Source organism: Natronorubrum halobium, assembly GCF_051351675.1.
Taxonomy (GTDB): Archaea; Halobacteriota; Halobacteria; order Halobacteriales; family Natrialbaceae; genus Natronorubrum.
Genome location: NZ_CP195595.1, coordinates 184,253 through 205,029, shown reverse-complemented (window position 1 = coordinate 205,029; position 20,777 = coordinate 184,253). Strand labels below are relative to the sequence as shown.

Here is a 20,777-nt window from a genome sequence, read left to right as displayed (position 1 = left end):
CTCGAGGGTCAGGGTTGCTCCACATCGAGGGTCAGCGTCGCCGCACAGTCCGGACACTCGAAGTCGGCGTCGTCGCTCCTCGAGATCCGCATGTGATCCGCCTCGCAGTCGGGACACGAGACGTCCCTGTCGTCCAGTACGGGAATGCGCGAGATGCGAATATCCTCGGTGTCACGCGGCGCGCCGAGCGCCAGCGCGACGACTCGCTCCTCGCCGTCGTTCCGTCCGGACTGGAACTCTCCGGGCGCAAAGCGGATCGCCTCGTTTTCGCCGACGGTGATCTCGGTGGGCCTGCCGTCTCTATCGTCGTCGTTCGGGGACGCTTCGAACGTGGCTTCGCCCTCGAGAACGACGAACACCTCCTCCTGATCGAAGTGAGCGTGAACCGAGCCGCTGAACCGTTCGCCGGGCTCGAGGACGTAGCGCGTGATCGCGACGTGTTCGGCTCCCAGGGGTTCGGACAGGGGGCGTCGATCCGCGTGCAACTCGTCGTCGTACGGACGTGGCTCGAGATCGCCGATCGTGACGTAATTCATAGGTGTCGTTCGACGCACTGCACCAAAGATGTTTGTTCGGAGACACGACCACCCACCCGCGAAGCATTATCCCTCCCGCTGTCGTGCCTCGTCTATGGCGACGTCACCGCGTACCAACCTGCTCCGACGGACGCTCGAGGACGACGCCGTCGCGCTCGGCATCCTCGAGAACACGTACAGCCCGACGCTCGTCGAGTTCTACGGCGAACTCGGCCTCGACTTCGTCTGGATCGACCTCGAGCACGCCGGCCCGAGTCCGTTCGACGGCGAGCGACTGGACGACCTGCTCCGCGCGGCGAACGTGACGGGCACGGAACTGCTCGTTCGGTTGCCGAAACCCGATCCGGGGATGATTCGGAAGGCGCTGGACGCCGGCGTCCGGAACCTGTTCGTCTCGCGAATCGAGACGGCCGACGAGGTCCGGCGGGCGGTGGAAGCGTCTCGCTTCGAGTACGACGGCGACCCCGGGAAGCGGGGGTTCGCGAGCCCCCGTGCGAGTCGGTGGGGGACGACCGACGACTACGCCGGGACCGAGGACGACGAAATCGTCGTCGGCGTGACGATCGAGAACCCGACCGCGGTGGCGAACATCGAGGAGATCCTGTCGGTTCCGGAACTCGGATTCGTCTTCGCCGGCCCGCTCGACCTCGCGGTGTCGTTGGGTCATCCCGGGGAGCCGACCCACGAGGAGGTCGAGGAACATATCGAGGAGATCCGGGAGGCGGCGCTCGAGGCCGACGTCCCCCTCGGCGGCCTCGGCTTCGGGATGGACGACGTCAACGAGAAGGCGGAATCGGGGTATCAGATACTGAATCTCGGGAGTACCACGGGGGCGCTGCAGGGTGTGGTACGCTCGTGGTTCACCGAGTACGAGGGGATCGAGTAACGTGAGTGGTCGCCCGAGCAGCGACGTAGGTGAATCACCTGAGCAGTGACGTGGGTGAGTCGCCCGAGCAGTGACGTAGGTGAATCGCCCGAGCAGTGACGTGGGTGAGTCGCCGCTGGGGCGAGCGGCGCACTGACACCCGCTGAAAGCCGACGATTTTAGCCGTCGGGAGCGATCAGCACCGCACATGCTCCACGGCGAAGAGTTCTGGCTCGTTCGCTTTCTCTTTCAGCGAGGGCTCGCGCTGCTGTTCCTGCTGGCCTTTCTCGTCGCGGCGAACCAGTTCCGGCCGCTGGCCGGCGAGGACGGCCTCTTGCCCCTCGAGTGGTACGCCGAGGGCGCGTCGTTTCGCGAGCGGCCGAGCCTCTTCTACGTCGTTCCGACCGATCGAGCGATCGGGATCGCCGCGTGGACCGGCGTCGGCCTGTCGCTGCTGGCGCTGCTGGGGGTTCCCTACTGGCTCCCGGAGCCGTATCCGACGCCCGTCTCGATGGGGCTGTGGGCGAGCCTGTGGCTGCTGTACCTCTCATTCGTCAACGCCGGGCAGACGTTCTACGGCTACGGCTGGGAGTCGATGCTGCTCGAGACGGGCTTTCTCGCGATCTTCCTGGGCGCGGGGGCGGTTTCGCCCCCGTTCGTGATCCTTCTACTGCTGCAGTGGGTGCTCTTTCGCAACATGTTCGGCGCGGGGCTGATCAAACTCCGCGGGGACGAGTGCTGGCGCGACCTCTCGTGTATGGACTACCACTACGAGACGCAGCCGATTCCGAACCCCGTGAGCTGGTACGTCCACCACCGCTCGGAGCGGTTTCATCGTCTGGAGACGTTCGGCAATCACGTCGTCGAACTCGCGATTCCCTTCCTCTACTTCGCGCCACAGCCCGCCTCGTCGCTGGCGGGTGCGGCGACGATCGGGTTCATGGGCTGGCTGATGCTCACCGGGAACTTCGCGTGGCTGAACGCGCTGACGATCGTCCTCGCGATCGCGACGTTCAGCGACGGGGTTCTCGAGGCAGCACTTCCCGTCTCCGCGCTCGAGAGCGTGCTGGCCGTCTCGCGGCCCGAAACGGTGGCGACGCCGTTCTATCTCGAGGCCGGGACGATCCTGGTCGCGATCGTCGTGCTCGCGATGAGCATCCGGCCGATCGAGAACATGCTCTCGGAGAGCCAGACGATGAACACCGCGTTCGATCCGCTCCATCTGGTGAACACGTACGGCGCGTTCGGCTCGGTGACGCGGGACCGCTACGAGGTCGTGATCGAGGGCACGACGGACGAGCGGATCGACGAGGAGACCGATTGGGAGGCGTACCGGTTCAACGGGAAGCCGACGGCTCTCGATCGGCGGCCGCCCCAGATCGCGCCGTACCACCTTCGGCTGGACTGGCAGCTGTGGTTCGCCGCGATGGCGCCCTCGCCGCGTCGCCAGCCGTGGTTCACTCGGTTTCTGGCGAAGCTGCTCGAGGGCGACGAGGAGACGGTCGCGCTGCTCGCTGAGGATCCCTTCGCCGAAAACGGAGCGTCGCCGACGCACGTCCGGGCGATCCGCTATCGCTACCGGTACACGACGCCCGAAGAGCGCGCGGCCACCGGGGACTGGTGGCGGCGCGAACGTGTCGGGACGTACGTCGGGGCCGTCTCGCTCGAGGAACTGCGGATGCGCGGACCGGGACTGTGATCGCTGGCGGGTCGGTCTCCGACGAGCGTGGGGACGGCTCAAACTCAGCGGTCGTCGTCGGATTTCTGGCGGGCCGGCGGCGTCTTCGACATCACTTGGCCCCACTTGTCGCGGTTGTCCGCCACCTGTCGGTAGCCCCACTCGCGAATCTGCGCGTAGTCCTCGAAATTCCGGAGGAACCCGATGGCGTTGCCGACGGGCCCGCTCTGGTCGTACCGGCGCAGCGCCTCCTCGATCGACGCGCCACAGGAGTAGATTCGGTCGTCGGTCACGAGGTGCGAGCACTCCTCGTAGCACTCCGGGAGCCGCTCCTGCAGGTCGGGATGGTCCGGTAAGTCGCTGAAGCCGACGATCCGTAGCGTCGTCCGCTCGTCGAAGTAGTCGGCCCACCACGTACAGAAGCCGCAATCGTCGTCGTAGACGAGGGTCGGCTCGGTCATGGGTCGACGTACGCGCTCGAGACATTAACGCCTAACCCGGATTCGCTCGCGCCGAGACCGCGTTCTTGATACCGGGATACTTGAGTCGGGACGTGGACTCGAGCCCTATGGAGCGGTTCGTCCAACTGATCGTCGCCGGCAGCATCGTCCTCGTCGGCGCACTCTGGCTCGTGGCGATCTTCGAGTGGGGATCGACGCTCTGGATCGTCGGTATCGTGCTCGCCGTGCTCGGGATCGGCGGTTTGGCTGCGGGGATCGTCAGCGAACTCGAGGCTAGTGTGCTGTGATACTGTCTTTTCGATAGATGGTACTACTCCGAAAGCCCCGAGCGCTCTCGACTCGGTGGGCTCGCTGTGCTCCTCGCTTCGCTGCGGTGCTTGCGTCGCCCGCCTTCCTCGAGAGCGCTCGCCCTTTTCAGTCCCACCCGGCGGTGGATCACTCGAGCAGCAATAGCAGCGTGGACGGCGACCAGTCGTCTCGCCAGAACATTATTGGTGTCAGTGACTAATCGAGACGCATGAGTAGCGCGGCGCGACCGCTTTCGGAACCGCAGGTGCTCGCCCACACCAAGCGGCGGCTCTTTCCGGCCGAGAAGGACGACGGGCCGTCCTACGTGGTGGCCGACACGCAGTTCTCGCAGGACGAGTGGCTCTCCGGGCAGCCGATCGATCCCGCGACTCGAGACTCTCTCGCGCCGTTCAATCACGTCCAGATCGGCGGCGGGTATCCCGATCTGGTCGGTGTGCGTGCGCTCGAGTCCGATCTCCTCGCCGTCGAGCGAGTGGGCGACGAGCCGCCGCTGATCGCCATCGAGGCGAAGGGGGAGACGAGCGGCGGCGTGGATACGCAACTCGGGATCGTACAGGCCTACGACCGGCTCCACGAGGCCAACGCGGCGTACTTCGCGGCACCGGCGGCCGCGATCACGGAGACCGATCGAACGCTCGCTCGGGAGCTGAACGTGGGGGTTCTGGGTGTGGATACTGCGGGTGGGGTGGACGTGCTCGAGGTCCCGCGAGTCGTGGGGAATCGGACCTCGAGCGAGGCGACGGCCCTTCGGTTTCAGGCCGGTGCGCAGGGTGTCGCGAACAAATCCTTCGGGCTGAACCACCCGAAGAACTACCTCGGCTATCCGCTGGCCCACTACGCGAACGGAGATACTGACGAGTTGCTGTCCGAATACAGGGTCGTCAGCGCCGTCACGGATGCCAGACGCGGCGCCGCGTTTCTGGGATTGATCGAGGACGACCCGCGCGGAATCGAACTCACGTCGCTGGGCCAAGAGGTCGTCCGGTTCGCGAACGCCCGCTGTGGATCCGCCGAGAGCGCACTCGAGGAGTTCGAGGACTGGTACCGTTCGCGAAAACGGTTCGTCGATCTCGCTCCCGAGTGGGGCCAGCTAGCCCGTCGAGTGGTGTTCGAGTATCCCGCGACGGAGCTACTCGTCACGGAACTCCAGGTCATGCACGACGACTGGCAGCCGGAGCCGTCGCTCGTGGATCTCGTCGAGCACTTGCACGCGGTTCATCCGACCTTTACGGTGGAGCTGTTCGTTCGCGGTGACGACGACGTTCGGCGGCGGGTGTTGACCGAAGACGGGGACTTACGGCGCGAGGCGCTCGAGGACGGACACGTCTACCACTCGCCGACCGTGTTCCAGCTGAAGGCGATGCTGTACCACGCCGGGATTCTGACCGAGCGAGGGAGGGAACCGAACCGACTCGAGCCGACGGAAGACGTCTGGGCGCTTCGGGAGCCGGTTTGAGTCGACCGAATGGGACGTGTGAGGTACGTAGGAGCCCCTCTCCAAAGTGTCACTGGGTTACTGAAAACGGCGACTGGTCCTTCACGACGGTGACGCGCTGTTATTCTTCGAGTTCGTCCTCGAGACAGGATCGACTACGATTGGATAGTTGGTAGACTCCCGGTTTCATCGTAGTGATCGTCGGCGGCACAAGCCCGTCCAATAGTAGCCATTGAACATCGAGAGACACCGTACCGATACCGAAACGGAACGAATCGTCGACCGTGCCTTTAAGGATGATTACGAACTATTTCAGTACATGAGTATCGTACAGGATCCAGCGCACAGCGACGGAGCGCCGACGATAGAAGGGACCGGGATCCGTGTGAAGGACATCGCGATTGCCTACGAACACAGTGGGTACGAACCGGACGAAATCACACAACTGTACCCTGATCTCACGCTCGGAGACAACTGTACCCTGATCTCACGCTCGGAGACGTCCACCGTGCACTCGCCTATTACTTCGATCACATCGACGATTTCCGACCGGCTGAGTCTGCTCCAGCATGAGACCGCTCTACTGCGATGAAGGAATCTGGATCCAGTAGCTGATGGACTGCGCCGTCGTGGCTGGACTGTCTATCTTTAATCAGCGAGAGAATCCCGTCGTTTACGCCGTCCTCAGAACGCTTCGCGTTCTGATGGGCATCACAAACCTCCGGTTTGCTCAACGGGCGTGAATCGCGTCACACAATTACACGATCACTGTCGATAGCAGAACGGATATTCAACATGAATCCATATCATTAAGTTGGTTTAACTACATGGGCTATATATGGCGATTAAGGTCACTCGAACCTACGTTGGTTCCATCCAGAACCAGCGACAGGTCTGCGATGACCTTGACTCGCTTGGAGACTCTGCCTCGAAAATTTGGAACGTCGCAAGATGGACAGTAGACCGGATTTGGAACGAAACTGGCGAAATCCCAGACGAAGGCCCGCTGAAATCGTATATGAAGAACCAAGGATGCTGGAAAGACCTGAATGCACAATCCAGTCAGAAAGTCATCGAAGAACTTTCCGACGCTTTCCAGTCGTGGTTCGACCTGCGGCACAAAGACGATGAGGCGAATCCGCCCGGCTACCGCAAACACGGCGACACTCGCCCCAAGAGTACGGTCACGTTCAAAGCAGACGGCTTCAAACACGACCTCGAGAACAATCGCGTTCGACTGTCGAAAGGGTCGAATCTGAAAGAGACCTGGTCGGACTTCATCCTCTGTGAATACCAGACTCGCCCCGACGTTGACCTCTCGGAAGTCAACAAGGTGCAAAACGTTCGTGCCGTCTGGAACGGCGACGAGTGGGAACTGCACTTCGTCTGCAAAGCCGAACTCAAAACTACTGACTCGGCAGGCGACGGCATAGCAGGCATCGACCTCGGCATCACGAATATCGCTACGGTCGCCTTTCCCGACGAATACGTCCTGTACCCCGGCAAATCGCTCAAACAGGACAAGCACTACTTCACCCGAGCAGAGTATACTACCGAGGGTGAGAACGGCCCCTCAGAGAAGTCGATGTGGGCGCGCCGAAAACTCGCAGACCGTGAAACCCACTTCTACCACACGCTTACAGACACCATCATCACTGAGTGTGTTGAACGCGGTGTTGGCACGCTCGCGGTGAGTTGGCCGGAAGACGTGCGTGAGTCCGACTGGGGAAAAACTGGCAACAAGAAGTTGCACTCGTGGGCGTTCGACCGCATCTACCAATATCTCGCGTACAAAGGAGAAATACGCGGTGTTGAAGTATTGAAAGAGAACGAGTGGGACACCAGTAAGACCTGCTCACGGTGTGGTGACGAGACAAGGTCGAATCGCAAACACCGTGGGCTGTACGTTTGTTCGTCGTGCGAGCTGGTCGGGAACGCGGATTGTAACGGGGCGGAGAACATGCGACAGAAGATAACTCCGAGTCCTCACGGCGAGGATAGGAGTAACGGCTGCGTGGCACAGCCCTCGACATACTTGTTCGACCGCGAGAGCGGGATGTTTCGCACGAGAGAACAGGTCGTGTCGTAGACCGAAAATATCCTACCTGCGGTACGGGAAGCCGCGCCCTTCAGGGCGCGGAGGATGTCACACCGTTCGAGACAAAGGTAAACTCGGTGAGCCTGATCGTGACCACCTCTCATACGACGTCGAGAACGACTGGATACTGTTGACGTTCGACGACGACTTTCTCTCGCTGGTCGAACGCGCTGGCTTAGACCACGCCGGTATTATTTTCGTCCAGCAGGCAGGTCGTGATATTGGAGACGTCGTCAAGACGGTCGATTCACACCTCGAAACTCGTTCGCCAAACGACCGCGAGATCCATTATTGCTGAAGCTGCGTCGACAAATCGATCACGTTTCAACTGCTTGTTGTCTATACTATTCCCGATAGCACTGACTCCCACTCGAGAGTTCGACTAACGAGTTAGGCGTATTGATGGCTGGACACTACTCTCGATTACGATAGATTCTGGGACTCTACACTGGTTCGAACCCGTACCGCTCGCGGTGTGCCGCCAGGAATTTCGCGTGCGGTCGTTCTTCCTCGGCAGTCGGCACCGTGATGGTCTCTCCCTCGAGCCGCGAAAACTCCTCGTACCCCTCGAGATCCGGTCGATCCACCACGAGAATCCGATACTCGTCCGACACGGCGAGCCAGCCGGCGTCGAAGGCCCAGTGGTGCAGTCGACAGAGTGCGAGTCCGTTCTGAACGATATCGCTGCCATTGTCCCGTTTCGGATAGATGTGTGCCGCTTCGATGTCGACGGTCCCCGCGGGTGACTCACGAGACGCGTCACAGATCGCACAGCGAAAGTCGTAGGCCGTCTTGACCCGTTTCGCGAACGCACTCGAGCGCACCCGTCGTTGGGTCTCGGTGAACTCGGCTTCGTCGTCGGTCAGCGCCGGTTCCGCGTCGGGTTCATCCTCCGTCTGCTCACCACTCGCGGCGCCGCCGTCGGTGACTGACGCCGCGAGCGTTTCGAACTCCGCTGGATGATCGAACTCCAGACGCTCCATCGTGAATCGGTAGACCATTCGCTCTTGGTCGTCATCGAACACGTACCGGACGTCGACGACATCCACCAGTCCCTCGTAGCGCAGTTCGCTGTTGTCTGCGGGCTGGAAGAAGAAGTACACCGGAATGGGCTCCACCTCTGCCTGCTCGAGTAACGCCTTGTTCGCCCCGGTCAACGACTGATCGCCCTTCGCGGGAACCCCTTCGCCGATATAGGTGAAGCGCTCACCGTCGAGATCGTCGCCGTACGGGCCGTCCTCTCGAGCCTTGACGATGATGTACGCACGCTCGCCGTCGTCGTCCGTTCGCGGACTGATCCCTTTGATGTACGAGCCGAAACTCGTGTCGAATGCCGATTCGAGTTCCGTCTGCGAGTAGTACTCGCCGCACTCGAGGGCCGGTACGTCGGACGCGAGCCGTCGGGCGAGGGTTCGTCCGCCGTCCGTCAGCGAGTTCATCCCGTCCGACCGCTCGACGTAGCCGAGGCTCTGTAACCAGCCCCGATGCTGTGCGGGACCCGCGGGATCGTTCCAGCCGAACTCGAGGTGCTCGGCTGCGATAGCCGTCCCCAATTCCTCGTCCGTTTTCGGCCCGTCCAGCAGCGCCTCGAGAGCGGCTTCGAACCCGCGGACGTTCTCGGTGAGCGCCTCGAACAGCACTTCCGGTTCAGTACCGGCCAGCCACCGGATTCCGCGCTCGGTCAACGTCACCCGTTCCTCGTCGATTACGAGCAGTCCGATCGCCTCGAGAAAACTGAGCCGATCACGAATTCCGTCGTCGCTCGTCGCTCGCGTGTTCGATTTCAGCCACTCGAGAACGGCCCGTTCATCCGGATTCTCGGTACAAATGTATGTGAAGCACTCCTCGAGGACGTCCGTGTAGTTCCCCGCACCGCCGAAGAATCGAACTGCGATGTTGCGTTTCTCCTCTCCCATCTGTGATATCTAGCTACGCTACTATTGAGAGACACGTGATATAAATCGAGTGGCAGCGCTTTCAGTTACGGATCGCCTCGTCCAATACAATCGACGGCGTTGCGCTCCGGAATCGTTTTGACACGGAACTGCTTGTACCGGATGTGCTATCAGATGCCAATACTGATAAATTATAGCGAATGTCTTTTCACGACATCTCACCAGTACAGTGTATGGTTACACGGCGTACTGTGATTCGGGGCGTTGGTGCTGGCGGAATCGTCACGCTCGCTGGATGTACGGATGAGGGGAACGGCGCGACAACCGCGACTGAATCGTCTAACGGTGGTACAGACTGCAGAACTGTTACAGAGACCAGAGAGGAAACGCTGTACGACGAGATGCAGTCTGTCAGTGCTGGTGGAACACTCACGTGGAATCCCGACCTGGAGCGTGGCGACCAACTGACCATCGATGTCACCGAAGTCGATGGCGCACGGCCTGCGCTCGAGGTCGAAGATTCGCTGGGAAGCATGATCGCTGATATCGGCCCCAGCAGCAACATCCGGCGGACGCTCACTATCGATACTGACGGCCGATACTACGTTCAACTCGAGAACGAAGCGCTGATGACGTCAGGACAGTGGGATATCGTGCTGACGCTCGAGCGAGAGTACGAGGAAGAAGTCTGCGACTAAGCACGGTGATCTGCCGAAATGACGAACAGTAGTCGCTATCGTTCTGAAAATCCAGCTTATGCCGACGGTCCGCTATCGGCAACGCCCGACGATCCGGACGCCCCGATCGTCACCGGTTCGAGCGATATTTCTACCCCGATTTCGACCTGCTCGACGACGACGGTGTGACTCGCGTACTGGAATTCGAGACTCGTAAATCCGGAACTGGACGTACAGAGCGTATCGAGAACGTCGGGGTCGATGGCGTTGTAAAGGGGATCGAGTTCGAGGATGTCGATTCCAGTCGCCTCACTGACGAGGTCGACGACGGCCATACTCGGCCGCTGGTTGTCGTCAGCCGTCACCGTCGTCGAGTTGTGAGCGTTCATAACTCATGGTCTCGTGACCGGGAGTAAAGAAAATGACCCAATTTTTCGACCCGGGCCAGACAGGCAAAATCACAGTTCGACCCCGTGTAATGTCGCGATCGGTGCCGGTATCGCCGGTTTTGGACCGGTAATTGTGACTCTCGCGTCTCGATCCCGAGCGGGCGACTCCGCTACTCCCGTCGCGGCACGTCGTGTCGACCGAAGCCGTACCGGAGTCGGTTCGCCAGCCGTCGCGAGAACCGTCCGTCGTCGGCCCGCGAGCCGAACCGTTCGGAGAGCGCCGTGTAAATGAGCGGCAGCGGTACCTCCTGCTCGAGCGCCTCTTGGACGGTCCACGTGCCCGTCGAGCCGCCCTCAATGCGGTCCGCGACGTCGCCCAGATCGGTGCCCTCCTCGCGGAACGCCTCCTCGCACAGTTCGAGCAGCCACGAGCGGATCACCGCGCCGTTGTTCCAGACCGACGCTACGTTCTCCAGATCGAGGTCGTACCGCCCCTCGTGGAGCAACTCGAACCCCTCGCCGTACGTCTGCATCAGCGCGTACTCGACGCCGTTGTGGATCATCTTTACGTAGTGGCCCGAGCCCGCGGGGCCCATGCGCTCGTGGCCGTCGGGTCCCGTCGCGACGGCGTCGAAGACGGGGACGAACTCGTCGTACGCCCACTCCGGCCCGCCGACCATCAGCGAGAAGCCGAGGTGTGCGCCCGCGGGGCCGCCGGAGGTCCCGCAGTCGAGGTAGGCCGCGGGACAGCTTTCGGCCCGTCGAACGGAGTCCTCGAAGTACGAGTTCCCGCCGTCGACGACGACGTCGTCCGAATCGAGATGCGCCTCGAGTTCCTCGAGCGTCGCGTCGACGGCCCCGCCGGCGGGGACCATCAGCCAGATGCGCTTGTCCTCGCCGAGGCGGTCCACGAGATCCGACACCGACTCCGCCGGTTCGGCACCCGCGTCCGCGGCCGTCGCGACGGCTTCCGGCTCGAGGTCGAAGGCGACCACGTCGTGGCCCGCCTCGAGGGTGCGATCGACGACGATCTGTCCCATACGTCCGAGTCCGATTACGCCCAGTTGCATGACGAGTACTCGGCGGGGGGGCGAGGTAGTGGTTGTGATTTGGGATACGGCCGCCGGGTGCTCGAGTTCGGGCGGATCCACGCTCGAACTGCACTCTCGAGTTGCACTGGCGGGTCCAACCGATCGCACGCGCTAGCCGATCAGTACCACTGATCGGGTCGAGGTGACACTGCTCGGGTCGAGCGGGCGCTCAAAAACCACCGTCGTAACGACGGTTCGAATCGCGGCGACAACGGTCGATCGGACGCCAGCGGCGGTTAGTGGAGCGGCTCCTCGAGCCGGGCCCAGCCGATCGCGTCGAGGACGACGATGTGGTCGTTGTACCGCACGTAGACGCCGTTGTACTCGCCGCCGTTCCCGTCGTGGTACGGCAGCGAGCCGCGGACGGCGTCGACGACGGACCAGGCGCCCTCGTGGTCGATCGTGATGTGTTCCCATTTCTCGCGCGCGTCGTTGCGAACCGCGCGGTCGATGGCGCGGCGCGCGCCGGGGATGTCGCTCAGTCGCTGGGAGGTGATATCGACGACGGTCGCCCCGCGAGGGACCTCTTCGCTGCCGACGACTCGTGCGCCGAGGTCGGCTTTCGATCGCGACGGGCAGTCGGTCCGCTGGCCCGAGTGTAGCACGTATCCGGCGGCTGCAGCAGTTCCGACCGCAAGCACCGACAGCGCCAGTTCTTTGCCCCTGATCATCATGGGAGTACGTTACAGTAACCAACTAAGTATCTTTCGCAAGAATATTCCTTCCAAGGACGTTTCGGACCGAAAATCTATTCTGTCGGCAGTTTCCCGACGATATTCGGCCAGTTCACGGACGTGCGTCGAACGGCAGACAGTATTACACGTCGAACGGCCACGAGAGTCCGTGACCCGTCGTGGGACGCTGTGAGTCGTTAGAGGAGTCGAGCCACGTTCGTCGAGAGCATGCCGCCGACCACGAGCAACGCGATGGAGACGACCGCTGCCGCCCGATACACCGGCAGCGCCTTGCTCGCGGGTTCGCGCAGTTTCTTCCCGTTGAGTCCCGCCTCGAGTCGCTTCGTACCGATCTCGACGAGCGCGGCCAGCACGGCCCAGAGGCCGACCATGACGAGCACGAGTTGGCCGCTTATCGTCCCGAAGAGACTCTCGGAGGTGTACCCCGTTTCGGCGAGGTGACCGCCCGAGAGGAGCAAGAGAAGCGCGCTCACGCGTGTGATGGTCGTGAGTCTCCCCGAGATGACCTCGAGCGGTTTCGTCGTGTTAAACGCGCCGTCTCGAGCGAGCGGTAAGACGACCAACGCGACGAAGCAGACGCTGCCGGCCCAGAGCGCGGCGAAGACGAGATGGGTCGTCTGGGCGAGGAACGTATCAACCATACGGAGTTGCTGGAGAAGCGGCAGTATCAGCGTTCCGACTCGCGTCTCTCCTCGCGTCTTCGTCTCCGTACGCTGTCACTCGAGCCAGTCGGGAACCCACGCGACCAGTCGCCGGCGAAGCAGCGCGTAGGCCAGCGAAACGGCGATGCCGCCGAGCACGATAGTCTGGATCCAGCCGTCGAAGACGAGCAGCGCCGGCACGGCGAGCGCGACGGCGAGCGCCGCGTCTTCGGGCGCGCCGTCGTAGCGAATCCAGCGTCGCGGCCGGATCCAGCGGTTCCGGACGTGGTCGTAGACCGCCCGTTCGCTCCGGTCGTTCCACGGGTCCATCTCGGGGCCGCCCCCGAGCGCGTCGCTGGCGGCGTGGAGCCACGCGGCGACGGCGAACGCCGCGAGGGCGACCGTGGCGCTCGAGGGGAACGCGACTGCAAACGCGGCGGCCGGACCGGCGAGTGCGACGCCGGCCGCGGGGAAGTGCAGCGTCCGCCGGTGTGCGAACACGAGGTCGAAATCGGGAGCGAGTCCGCCGACGATCGCACCGACTGCGATCGGCAGCGTAAACTCGGGGCGGAGTGCCGCGACGGGAGCGACGACGGCGAGTCCCGCGAACACGTGCGTGGTCGCCATCATCGGTATCGATCCCTCCGTCGGGAACCGTCAAAAGGATACGCGAACCGGTGGTTCGTCCGACCTACTCGAGGTTCTCGCGCTGATAACTGCCGTCGTAGACGTCCTCGTGGTCCGCTTCGGCGAAGACGAGCTGGGCGATCCGTGCGCCGCGTTCGATCTCGACGTCGTGGTGGACCTGCAACAGCCCTTCGCCACGGCCCTCGTAACCGGCGTCCCAGACGGCCGTGTTCAACATACACGAGTTGCGCATCAGCGACGAGCGAGGGTAGACGAAGCCGATGTGGTTCTCGGGGATCGCAATTCGCTCGCCGTAGCGGGCGACGTAGGCACCCTCCGGCAGATAGTACGTGTCGGGATCTTTCTTCTCGAGTTCCTCGAGCGGGCGGGCGACCCGGTCGCCGACCTGTTTCCCGTCTCGGCCGATGCGACCCGGCTCGAGCTGGTCGAAGACGACGTCGAGCGTCAGGTCGACGCCGTTCGGCTGGATCTGATCGTCGGTCGTCGGCGAGATGTGTTCGGCGACGAACGCACCGGAGCGAAACATGTGCTGACAACACCACGGAACCGAGAAAAGCGTATCCGTTCGTGAGCGGTTCGGAACGGATACGCGTGGCACGCCGTACGACAGTCGACGAGCCGCGCTCGGGTGAGCCGACGGAACGCGCAATCGAGCGGTGACGCACCTGTACTCGTGAGAATCAGCGGTACTGGAATGGTAGTGTCATCCGTCCGGACTTACCCGGACGAACGTCCACCCGCGTGGTAATATTTACTCGAACAGTACCTGTTTCGTGGCCTGAAAACGGACGCCACCTCGCAGAAACACGCTGGATTTATCACGACGGAAAGCCGAGTTCTGGATGCTATGGGACAGACTCTCACCGAGAAGATTCTCGACGACCACCTCGTCGAGGGCGAACTCGAAACCGGCGAGGAGATCGGGATCGAGATCGACCAGGTACTTACCCAGGACACGACCGGAACGATGGTCTGGCTCCAGTTCGAAGCGATGGGACTGGACGAAGTCCAGACCGAGATCGCAGCCCAGTACTGCGACCACCAGACCTACCAGTTCGACTTTAAGAATACCGACGACCACCGTTTCCTCCGCTCTGCAGCCGGCACCTACGGCGCTCATTTCTCTCGCCCCGGCAACGGTATCTGTCACAACGTCCACCGCGAGAACTTCGCAGCGCCCGGCAAGACGCTGCTCGGTTCCGACAGCCACACGCCAACCCCCGGCGGCATCGGCGAACTCGCCATCGGCTCCGGCGGCATCGACGTCACCGTCGCCATGGGCGGCGCCCCCTACTACATCGAGATGCCCGAAATCGTCAGCGTCCGTCTCGAGGGCGAACTCCCCGAGTGGGCGACCGCCAAGGACGTCATCTTGGAGTTGCTCCGCCGACTGAGCGTCAAGGGCGGCGTCGGCAAAATCCTCGAGTACACCGGCCCCGGCGTCGAGTCGCTCACCGCACCCGAGCGGATGACGATCACCAACATGGGCACCGAACTCGGCGCCACGACGTCGATCTTTCCGACCGACCACCAGACCCAGGACTACCTCGAGCGCGTCAACCGCGGCGACGAGTACGTCGAGCTCCAGCCCGACGACGACGCCGACTACGACGACGAGATCGTCGTCGACCTCTCCGACCTCGAGCCGCTGATCGCACAGCCCTCGATGCCGGACAACGTCGTCCCAGTCAGCGAAGTCGAAGGCGAGTCCGTCGAGCAGGTCATCGTCGGCTCCTGTACGAACGGCGGCTACGAGGACATCCTCCCCGTCGCCAAGATGCTCGAGGGCCGTGAAACCTCGATGGAGACCGAGACGATCGTCGCGCCCGGCTCCAAGCAGGCCTCCGAGATGCTCGCCCGCGAGGGCTGGGTCGCGGAGATGATGGCCGCCGGCGTCAACTTCTCCGAGGCGACCTGCGGTGCCTGTATCGGCATCGGTCACGTGCCGTCCTCGGACTCCGTCTCGCTGCGAACCTTCAATCGCAACTTCGAGGGGCGCTCCGGGATCGAAGACGACAACGTCTACCTCTGCTCGCCGGAGGTCGCCGCCGCTGCGGCGCTCAAAGGCGAAATCGTCGACCCACGGAACCTCGCCGACGAGCTCGGCGATCTCGAAGCGCCCGGCGTCGAGCTTCCCGACGAGTACGACGGCTCCAAGACGGACCTCATCGCCCCCGACGAGGCCGTCGACGACGAACTCATCAAGGGTCCGAACATCGGCGACGTTCCGCTGAAAGACCAGCTCGGTTCGGATATCTCCGGCGAGGCGCTGCTCAAGATGGAGGACAACATCACGACCGACCACATCATCCCTGCGACCCAGGACATCCTGATGTACCGGTCGAACGTCCCCAAGCTGAGCGAGTTCACCCTCTCGCGCGTCGACGACACGTTCGCCGACCGTGCACTCGAGGCCGACGGCGGCTTCCTCGTCGCGGGCGAGAACTACGGCCAGGGCTCCTCGCGTGAGCACGCGGCCCTCTGTCCGATGTACCTCGGCATCGAGGGCGTCCTCGCACAGAGCTTCGCCCGGATCCACCGCGCGAACCTTTTCAACTTCGGGATCGTCCCGCTGACGATCGACGAGGACACCTACGAGAACATCGATCAGGGCGACGAGATCGAAATCGACGACGACGTCTACGACGCCGTCACCAGCGGGCAGGAAGAGTTCACCGTCCGCGTCAACGGTGAGGAGTACACCGCGACGCTGGACGCCTCAGAACGCGAGCGCGCAATCCTCGCCGCCGGCGGCAAGCTCTCCTGGACGAAAGAGCAGGCCGAAGGCGGCAGCGGCGCCGCCCCCGCCGACGACTGATCGACTCGCTGCAGCGAGCGAATCGCGTTTCGATTTTTGACTCCGTTGGAATCCGCACCGACCGATGGGATCGGTTCAGTGTATACTATAGATGAAGGATGTAACACGTTGAGGCTGTTCAGGCCGATACTGAATCGCTCGGTGTAGAACGGTTCTCCGTCTCACTGGTTACGCCGGTAACGAAAACGTGAACGTCGTCCCCTCCCCGGGACTGGAATCGACCCGGATCTCGCCGCCGTGACGTTCGACGATGCGTTCACAGAGCGCGAGCCCGATTCCCGTCCCGGCGTGTTCCTCGTGGCTGTGCAAGCGCTGGAACACCTCGAAGATGCGATCTTGGTCCGCCGGATCGATCCCGATGCCGTTATCACGAACCGAGATGATCCACTCCTCGGTATCGGGTTCGGCGGAAACGTCGATCCGCGGCGGCTCGTCGCCGCTGTACTCGATCGCGTTCGACAGCAGGTTCTGAAAGAGCTGGCGTAATTGGCTCCTATCTCCCTCGACACGCGGTAACTCGGCGGTTTCGATGGTGGCGTCGGTCTCGTCGATCTGCAGTTGAAGATCCTCGCGAACGTCGACGAGCACCTCGTCGAGATCGACGGGTTCGAACGGTTCACCCTGCGTATCCACGCGTGAATACTCGAGCAGCCCGTCGATCATCTCTTTCATTCGCATCGAGCCGTCGATGGCGTACTCGATGAACTCCTCGCCGTCGTCGTCGAGTTCGTCACCGTATCGGCGGTCGATGAGTTCCAGGTAACTCGAGACCATCCGGAGCGGCTCCTGGAGGTCGTGCGACGCGGCGTACGCGAACTGCTCTAAGCGTTCGTTCGATTCCCTGAGTTCCGCTTGCGTCCGTTCTAGTCGGTGATTTTGCCGTTCGAGTCGATAGGCGTGTGTTTTCGCTTGCGCAGCGTACGTCCCTACGCCGTATCCGGCGACACAACTGAACCCGGTGAGTATAGAGACGGACCACAGTGGGCTGGAGAGATTCGGACCGGGCTGGAGGTTGTAGAGCGCGAGAATGGCGAGCATTACCCCGATTCCGACGAGGCACCAGCCTGCAATCGTGGAATAGAATCGCGGGTGGATGTCGGTGTTGGGCAATCGGTATCCGCCAGCGAGGAGGATGAACCCGGAGCCGCCGATGAAGCTAGAGACGATGAGAACGCTCGGAAGTGTCAGCTCCGGAGTGGTAGGCAAAAACGCCCAACCAACAGCAAGGGCGAGGTACAGCCCCCCGAGAATGATGATCGTGTTCCTCCCGCCTATGACGGCGACGAAGCGGTCCCAGGGGCGCATTGCCGTGTTTGCATCAGGATCGATTATAGTCCTTATGACTCGGCCAGTGAATACCCGTTCAGTGCTCAGTTCGCTCGTACGGTGACCGCGTATTCCGGCTCGAAATCGACGCAGTTATATCCAACTCTCCGCCCGTAGGATTCGGATATGGAATCTACGTCGCGCGAATTCCTCGTCGAATTGCTCGAGACGCCCTCGCCGTCGGGCTACGAAACTCGCGGACAGCGCGTCTGGGTCGACTACGTCGACCGGTTTGCGGACGACGTTCGGACGGACGCCTACGGGAACGCCATCGCCGTTCACGAGGGGGACCCCGACGCGCCCGAAGTGGCCCTCACCGGCCACGCCGACGAGATCGGATTCATCGTCAGATCGATCGACGAGAACGGCTTCGTCAGGCCGGGGCGCATCGGCGGCAGCGACCCGACGGTTTCGCAGGGCCAGCACGTCACGATCCACGCCGTGGACGGCCCCATCGACGGCGTGATCGGACAGACCGCGATCCACCTCCGCGAGGACGACGGCGGCGATCCCGACATCTCGGACCTCTGGATCGACATCGGCGCCGAGAGCGAGGAGGAGGCGAGCGAACGCCTCGAGATCGGCGACCCGATCACGTTCTCGTCGACGGTCTCCTGGCTCTCGGAGACGCGCCTCGCCGCCCGCGGTCTCGACAACCGCGTCGGGACGTGGGCCGCCGCCGAAGGCTTTCGAACGGCCGTCGAAGCCGGTACCGAGGCGACCGTCTACGCCGTCTCGACCGTCCAGGAGGAAGTCGGCGTCAAAGGGGCGCAGATGGTCGGCTTCGACCTCGAGCCCGACGCCGTCGTCGTCGTCGACGTCGGTCACGCGGTCGACTACCCCTCGGCGCCGAGCGAGAAGACGAGCCGAATGGAACTCGGCGGGGGGCCGGCCCTGGGACGAGGGAGTACGAATCATCCGACGCTCTTCGAGGCGCTACGGTCGGTCGCCGACGACCGAGAGATCGACGTTCAGGTCGAGGCGCTCGGTCTCGGGACGGGTACGGACGCCGACGGCTTCTTCACCGCGGCCGGCGGGATCCCCTCGCAGGTCGTCAGCGTTCCCAACCGGTACATGCACACCCCCGTAGAGGTGATCGACACCGACGATCTCGAGGCTGTGGCGGCGCTGCTCAGCGGGTTTGCGAGTCGCGCGGACGAGTTCGCCCCGTTCGCCGTCGATATCTGACCTCCCTCGGGACTGACCGCGAGACGGCGAGCATCGCGAACGCGCGCTGCGACACCGGTGATCTCGAACCGGTCTCGTCGGTGAACCGGTACCGACATCCGATCGGAGCCGATAGCTCGAGCGAATGCCGACCCGTGGATACGAAAACGAGGGCTACCGACGACTGTTCGACGGCGACGGCCTGTCCTTTGGCGCCGGATTCCCACTCACCGGGGCGAACCGCTCGACGCCGGACGTCGCCGAAGAGGTGCGCCTCGCGAAACACGCCGAGGGCGTCGGTTTCGACGGACTCTGGGCGCGGGACGTCCCGACCTACTGGCCCAAATTCGGCGATGCTGGCCAGACCTTCGACACCTGGCCGTGGCTCTCCCACGTCGCCGCCCACACCGACGATATCGCGCTGGGGACCTCGAGTATCGTCCTCACGCTTCGCCACCCGCTCCACGTCGCGAAATCCGCCGCGACGGTGGACCGGCTCTCCGACGGGCGGCTCGTCCTCGGGATCGCCTCGGGCGACCGCGACCCGGAGTATCCCGCCTTCGACGTCGATCAGGAGGCGCGCGGCCGCGTGTTCCGCGAGCGCGTCGATGCGATTCGAACCGTCTGGAGCGAGGAGTTTCCAACCGTCGACGGCGAGTGGGGATCGCTCGAGGGTGACCTCGACGTCGTCCCGAAGCCGACGACCGAAACGCTCCCGCTGTTACCCACCGGGAACGCCCGCCAGTCCCGTGAGTGGATCGCCGAGCACGGCGACGGCTGGCTGTTCTATCACCTCCCGGAGTCCACGCTCGAGAGCTATCTCGCGGACTGGCGCGAACTGGCGGGCGAGAAACCGTTCTCCATCGCGGTCCGGGTCGAGTTGGCCGACGATCCGACGGCCGACCCCGAACCGCTGCATCTCGGCTTTCACGCGGGTGTCGAGTGGTTCCGCGACTACTTCCGACGACTCGAGGACTACGGCCTCGACCACGCGATTATCGGGATCCAGAACGACGATCGCGAGGCGGTGCTGTCGACGTTCGCCGACGAAATTATGGCCGAACTGTAGCGCGCTTTTCTACGCCTCGATTTCAGGGGTCGTTCCAGACGCCCTCGACGCGGCCGCTGTACCCGCCGCCGATGAACTCGAGTGTCGCCCCGCTCCGAGTCCCTGGCTCCCCGTTCGGCGGCTGGTTCGCCGACGACTCCGATTCTGATTCCGGTGCCGCGAACCGGATCTCGACCGACGCGCCGTCGGTCTCGAGCGGCTCCGCGAGCGCGACGTCGATCCGATCCGCCGTTCGGTGTTCGATCTCGCCCTCGCGTTCGGTTCCGTCGACCGTGATCGTCGCCGACAGCGACTCCGCGTCGTCGAACCGGCTCGCGGATCGCGACTCGAGGTCGGCGTAGTCGAACCGAAGCGCCTCGAGCGCGACGCCGCCGGTGTCGAGATTCGAGAGGGTCCATCGGTGTTCGACGGGGCCGTCAACTCGACGCAGCGCCAGCGTGGCTTTCTCGACGACGAATCCGGGGCGCTCGAGGGCGAGTTCCAGGCCGCTTTCGATCGTCGCTTCGCCGTCGACGGTGACCGCGATCGGCTCCGTGATCGTCCGCTCGGTCGCCCGTTTGGCAGCGTCCGGCGTCAGTTCGACGACGACGTTCGCAAGTCTGGCCCCGGACTCGAGTCGGTCGCTCGAGCCGCCACCGACGCGGAGGTGTCCATCGTCCGTCGTAGTGGCGTCTGCCGCGGTCAGTCGAAACGCGTCGGCCGCGAGCGTCAGCGAGACGGCGTCGGGTCGGCCGTTCACGACGTCGAACGCGACGGGCGGCCGCTGGACGTCGCCGTCGAACAGGTCGCCGTGGGCCTCGAAGCCGTCGTCGGTCAACTCGAGGACCGGGCCGTCGCCGTCGACGGCGGACTCGTCGGACCCGTCGCTGGACCAGTACGAAGCCGCGAGCGTCCCCGCGGTGAGCAGGCCGGCGGAGCCGCCGATCGTCGCCACTACCGTCCGTCGTGTTCGGTTCATGCTCAGTTCGGACCGACGGCG

The 20,777-nt window shown here is 63.3% G+C and carries 22 protein-coding genes; 11 read left to right on the top strand and 11 right to left on the bottom strand.

The window, feature by feature from the left end; all coding sequences use genetic code 11:
- Positions 1-8: 8 nt before the first annotated feature.
- Complete coding sequence (locus ACSFC7_RS00925; protein WP_436345886.1) at positions 9-536, bottom strand: cupin domain-containing protein; 528 nt, start codon at positions 534-536, stop codon at positions 9-11.
- A gap of 94 nt (positions 537-630) precedes the next feature.
- On the opposite strand from ACSFC7_RS00925, the gene ACSFC7_RS00920 reads away from it, so the two are divergent.
- Both ACSFC7_RS00920 and ACSFC7_RS00915 read left to right on the top strand, forming a co-directional pair.
- Positions 631-1,422, top strand: coding sequence for an HpcH/HpaI aldolase family protein (locus tag ACSFC7_RS00920; protein ID WP_436345885.1), 792 nt, complete (start codon positions 631-633; stop codon positions 1,420-1,422).
- A 187-nt stretch (positions 1,423-1,609) separates the two neighbouring features.
- Positions 1,610-3,100 (top strand): lipase maturation factor family protein, encoded by a 1,491-nt coding sequence (locus ACSFC7_RS00915; RefSeq protein ID WP_436345884.1) that lies wholly within the window; start codon positions 1,610-1,612, stop codon positions 3,098-3,100.
- A gap of 44 nt (positions 3,101-3,144) precedes the next feature.
- On the opposite strand, the gene ACSFC7_RS00910 is transcribed toward ACSFC7_RS00915, so the two are convergent.
- Positions 3,145-3,540, bottom strand: a complete 396-nt coding sequence (locus tag ACSFC7_RS00910) for a thiol-disulfide oxidoreductase DCC family protein (RefSeq protein ID WP_436345883.1) — start codon at positions 3,538-3,540, stop codon at positions 3,145-3,147.
- A gap of 92 nt (positions 3,541-3,632) precedes the next feature.
- Between ACSFC7_RS00910 and ACSFC7_RS00905 the strand changes: the two genes are divergently transcribed.
- From ACSFC7_RS00905 to ACSFC7_RS00885, 5 genes are all read left to right on the top strand, one after another.
- Entirely contained in the window at positions 3,633-3,827 is a 195-nt protein-coding gene (locus ACSFC7_RS00905) for a hypothetical protein (RefSeq protein ID WP_436345882.1), read from the top strand.
- A 230-nt stretch (positions 3,828-4,057) separates the two neighbouring features.
- Complete coding sequence (locus ACSFC7_RS00900; RefSeq protein ID WP_436345881.1) at positions 4,058-5,305, top strand: hypothetical protein; 1,248 nt, start codon at positions 4,058-4,060, stop codon at positions 5,303-5,305.
- A 298-nt stretch (positions 5,306-5,603) separates the two neighbouring features.
- Positions 5,604-5,876 carry a DUF433 domain-containing protein gene (locus ACSFC7_RS00895; protein ID WP_436345880.1) on the top strand — a complete coding sequence of 91 codons (273 nt, stop codon included), beginning with the start codon at positions 5,604-5,606 and terminating at the stop codon, positions 5,874-5,876.
- Between the two features lie 246 nt (positions 5,877-6,122).
- Positions 6,123-7,373, top strand: coding sequence for an RNA-guided endonuclease InsQ/TnpB family protein (locus ACSFC7_RS00890; protein WP_436345879.1), 1,251 nt, complete (start codon positions 6,123-6,125; stop codon positions 7,371-7,373).
- Entirely contained in the window at positions 7,282-7,680 is a 399-nt protein-coding gene (locus ACSFC7_RS00885; protein WP_436348043.1) for a DUF5615 family PIN-like protein, read from the top strand. Before ACSFC7_RS00890 ends, ACSFC7_RS00885 begins: the two co-directional genes overlap by 92 nt.
- A gap of 145 nt (positions 7,681-7,825) precedes the next feature.
- Here the strand turns inward: ACSFC7_RS00885 and ACSFC7_RS00880 are convergent, their stop codons facing one another.
- Positions 7,826-9,298: an HNH endonuclease gene (locus ACSFC7_RS00880; RefSeq protein ID WP_436345878.1), complete on the bottom strand. Its 1,473-nt coding sequence runs from the start codon at positions 9,296-9,298 to the stop codon at positions 7,826-7,828.
- Between the two features lie 380 nt (positions 9,299-9,678).
- Between ACSFC7_RS00880 and ACSFC7_RS00875 the strand changes: the two genes are divergently transcribed.
- Positions 9,679-9,975 (top strand): hypothetical protein, encoded by a 297-nt coding sequence (locus tag ACSFC7_RS00875; RefSeq protein WP_436345877.1) that lies wholly within the window; start codon positions 9,679-9,681, stop codon positions 9,973-9,975.
- A gap of 56 nt (positions 9,976-10,031) precedes the next feature.
- Here the strand turns inward: ACSFC7_RS00875 and ACSFC7_RS00870 are convergent, their stop codons facing one another.
- The 6 genes from ACSFC7_RS00870 to ACSFC7_RS00845 all read right to left on the bottom strand — a co-directional run bounded on the left by ACSFC7_RS00870 (position 10,032) and on the right by ACSFC7_RS00845 (position 13,944).
- Entirely contained in the window at positions 10,032-10,343 is a 312-nt protein-coding gene (locus ACSFC7_RS00870; protein WP_436345876.1) for a HalOD1 output domain-containing protein, read from the bottom strand.
- A gap of 170 nt (positions 10,344-10,513) precedes the next feature.
- On the bottom strand, positions 10,514-11,413 hold the full coding sequence (gene gnd, locus ACSFC7_RS00865; RefSeq protein WP_436345875.1) for a phosphogluconate dehydrogenase (NAD(+)-dependent, decarboxylating): 900 nt from the start codon (positions 11,411-11,413) through the stop codon (positions 10,514-10,516).
- Positions 11,414-11,670: 257 nt separating this feature from the next.
- Positions 11,671-12,108, bottom strand: coding sequence for a hypothetical protein (locus ACSFC7_RS00860; protein ID WP_436345874.1), 438 nt, complete (start codon positions 12,106-12,108; stop codon positions 11,671-11,673).
- Positions 12,109-12,305: 197 nt separating this feature from the next.
- The gene (locus tag ACSFC7_RS00855; RefSeq protein ID WP_436345873.1) at positions 12,306-12,770 is read right to left on the bottom strand and encodes a copper resistance protein CopD; all 465 of its coding nucleotides are present in this window, start codon (positions 12,768-12,770) and stop codon (positions 12,306-12,308) included.
- A gap of 75 nt (positions 12,771-12,845) precedes the next feature.
- Entirely contained in the window at positions 12,846-13,400 is a 555-nt protein-coding gene (locus ACSFC7_RS00850; RefSeq protein ID WP_436345872.1) for a metal-dependent hydrolase, read from the bottom strand.
- A 61-nt stretch (positions 13,401-13,461) separates the two neighbouring features.
- The gene (locus ACSFC7_RS00845) at positions 13,462-13,944 is read right to left on the bottom strand and encodes a deoxyuridine 5'-triphosphate nucleotidohydrolase (RefSeq protein WP_436345871.1); all 483 of its coding nucleotides are present in this window, start codon (positions 13,942-13,944) and stop codon (positions 13,462-13,464) included.
- Between the two features lie 321 nt (positions 13,945-14,265).
- Between ACSFC7_RS00845 and ACSFC7_RS00840 the strand changes: the two genes are divergently transcribed.
- A complete protein-coding gene (locus tag ACSFC7_RS00840) occupies positions 14,266-16,236 on the top strand; it encodes an aconitate hydratase (protein WP_436345870.1) in 1,971 nt (656 codons plus the stop codon).
- A gap of 168 nt (positions 16,237-16,404) precedes the next feature.
- On the opposite strand, the gene ACSFC7_RS00835 is transcribed toward ACSFC7_RS00840, so the two are convergent.
- Positions 16,405-17,541, bottom strand: coding sequence for an ATP-binding protein (locus ACSFC7_RS00835; protein WP_436345869.1), 1,137 nt, complete (start codon positions 17,539-17,541; stop codon positions 16,405-16,407).
- A 147-nt stretch (positions 17,542-17,688) separates the two neighbouring features.
- On the opposite strand from ACSFC7_RS00835, the gene ACSFC7_RS00830 reads away from it, so the two are divergent.
- A complete protein-coding gene (locus tag ACSFC7_RS00830) occupies positions 17,689-18,750 on the top strand; it encodes a M20/M25/M40 family metallo-hydrolase (protein ID WP_436345868.1) in 1,062 nt (353 codons plus the stop codon).
- Positions 18,751-18,874: 124 nt separating this feature from the next.
- Positions 18,875-19,798 carry an LLM class oxidoreductase gene (locus tag ACSFC7_RS00825; RefSeq protein WP_436345867.1) on the top strand — a complete coding sequence of 308 codons (924 nt, stop codon included), beginning with the start codon at positions 18,875-18,877 and terminating at the stop codon, positions 19,796-19,798.
- 22 nt (positions 19,799-19,820) lie between these two features.
- On the opposite strand, the gene ACSFC7_RS00820 is transcribed toward ACSFC7_RS00825, so the two are convergent.
- Positions 19,821-20,756: a hypothetical protein gene (locus ACSFC7_RS00820; protein ID WP_436345866.1), complete on the bottom strand. Its 936-nt coding sequence runs from the start codon at positions 20,754-20,756 to the stop codon at positions 19,821-19,823.
- Positions 20,757-20,777: the final 21 nt, after the last annotated feature.

What these genes read in the sequence shown, in the direction of transcription:
- ACSFC7_RS00925 (WP_436345886.1), bottom strand. Translation starts at nt 536, where the DNA reads ATGAATTACGTCACGATCGGCGATCTCGAGCCACGTCCGTACGACGAC.
- ACSFC7_RS00920 (WP_436345885.1), top strand. Translation starts at nt 631, where the DNA reads ATGGCGACGTCACCGCGTACCAACCTGCTCCGACGGACGCTCGAGGAC.
- ACSFC7_RS00915 (WP_436345884.1), top strand. Translation starts at nt 1,610, where the DNA reads ATGCTCCACGGCGAAGAGTTCTGGCTCGTTCGCTTTCTCTTTCAGCGA.
- ACSFC7_RS00910 (WP_436345883.1), bottom strand. Translation starts at nt 3,540, where the DNA reads ATGACCGAGCCGACCCTCGTCTACGACGACGATTGCGGCTTCTGTACG.
- ACSFC7_RS00900 (WP_436345881.1), top strand. Translation starts at nt 4,058, where the DNA reads ATGAGTAGCGCGGCGCGACCGCTTTCGGAACCGCAGGTGCTCGCCCAC.
- ACSFC7_RS00895 (WP_436345880.1), top strand. Translation starts at nt 5,604, where the DNA reads ATGAGTATCGTACAGGATCCAGCGCACAGCGACGGAGCGCCGACGATA.
- ACSFC7_RS00890 (WP_436345879.1), top strand. Translation starts at nt 6,123, where the DNA reads ATGGCGATTAAGGTCACTCGAACCTACGTTGGTTCCATCCAGAACCAG.
- ACSFC7_RS00880 (WP_436345878.1), bottom strand. Translation starts at nt 9,298, where the DNA reads ATGGGAGAGGAGAAACGCAACATCGCAGTTCGATTCTTCGGCGGTGCG.
- ACSFC7_RS00875 (WP_436345877.1), top strand. Translation starts at nt 9,679, where the DNA reads ATGCAGTCTGTCAGTGCTGGTGGAACACTCACGTGGAATCCCGACCTG.
- ACSFC7_RS00870 (WP_436345876.1), bottom strand. Translation starts at nt 10,343, where the DNA reads ATGAACGCTCACAACTCGACGACGGTGACGGCTGACGACAACCAGCGG.
- gnd (WP_436345875.1), bottom strand. Translation starts at nt 11,413, where the DNA reads ATGCAACTGGGCGTAATCGGACTCGGACGTATGGGACAGATCGTCGTC.
- ACSFC7_RS00860 (WP_436345874.1), bottom strand. Translation starts at nt 12,108, where the DNA reads ATGATGATCAGGGGCAAAGAACTGGCGCTGTCGGTGCTTGCGGTCGGA.
- ACSFC7_RS00855 (WP_436345873.1), bottom strand. Translation starts at nt 12,770, where the DNA reads ATGGTTGATACGTTCCTCGCCCAGACGACCCATCTCGTCTTCGCCGCG.
- ACSFC7_RS00850 (WP_436345872.1), bottom strand. Translation starts at nt 13,400, where the DNA reads ATGATGGCGACCACGCACGTGTTCGCGGGACTCGCCGTCGTCGCTCCC.
- ACSFC7_RS00845 (WP_436345871.1), bottom strand. Translation starts at nt 13,944, where the DNA reads ATGTTTCGCTCCGGTGCGTTCGTCGCCGAACACATCTCGCCGACGACC.
- ACSFC7_RS00840 (WP_436345870.1), top strand. Translation starts at nt 14,266, where the DNA reads ATGGGACAGACTCTCACCGAGAAGATTCTCGACGACCACCTCGTCGAG.
- ACSFC7_RS00835 (WP_436345869.1), bottom strand. Translation starts at nt 17,541, where the DNA reads ATGCGCCCCTGGGACCGCTTCGTCGCCGTCATAGGCGGGAGGAACACG.
- ACSFC7_RS00830 (WP_436345868.1), top strand. Translation starts at nt 17,689, where the DNA reads ATGGAATCTACGTCGCGCGAATTCCTCGTCGAATTGCTCGAGACGCCC.
- ACSFC7_RS00825 (WP_436345867.1), top strand. Translation starts at nt 18,875, where the DNA reads ATGCCGACCCGTGGATACGAAAACGAGGGCTACCGACGACTGTTCGAC.
- ACSFC7_RS00820 (WP_436345866.1), bottom strand. Translation starts at nt 20,756, where the DNA reads ATGAACCGAACACGACGGACGGTAGTGGCGACGATCGGCGGCTCCGCC.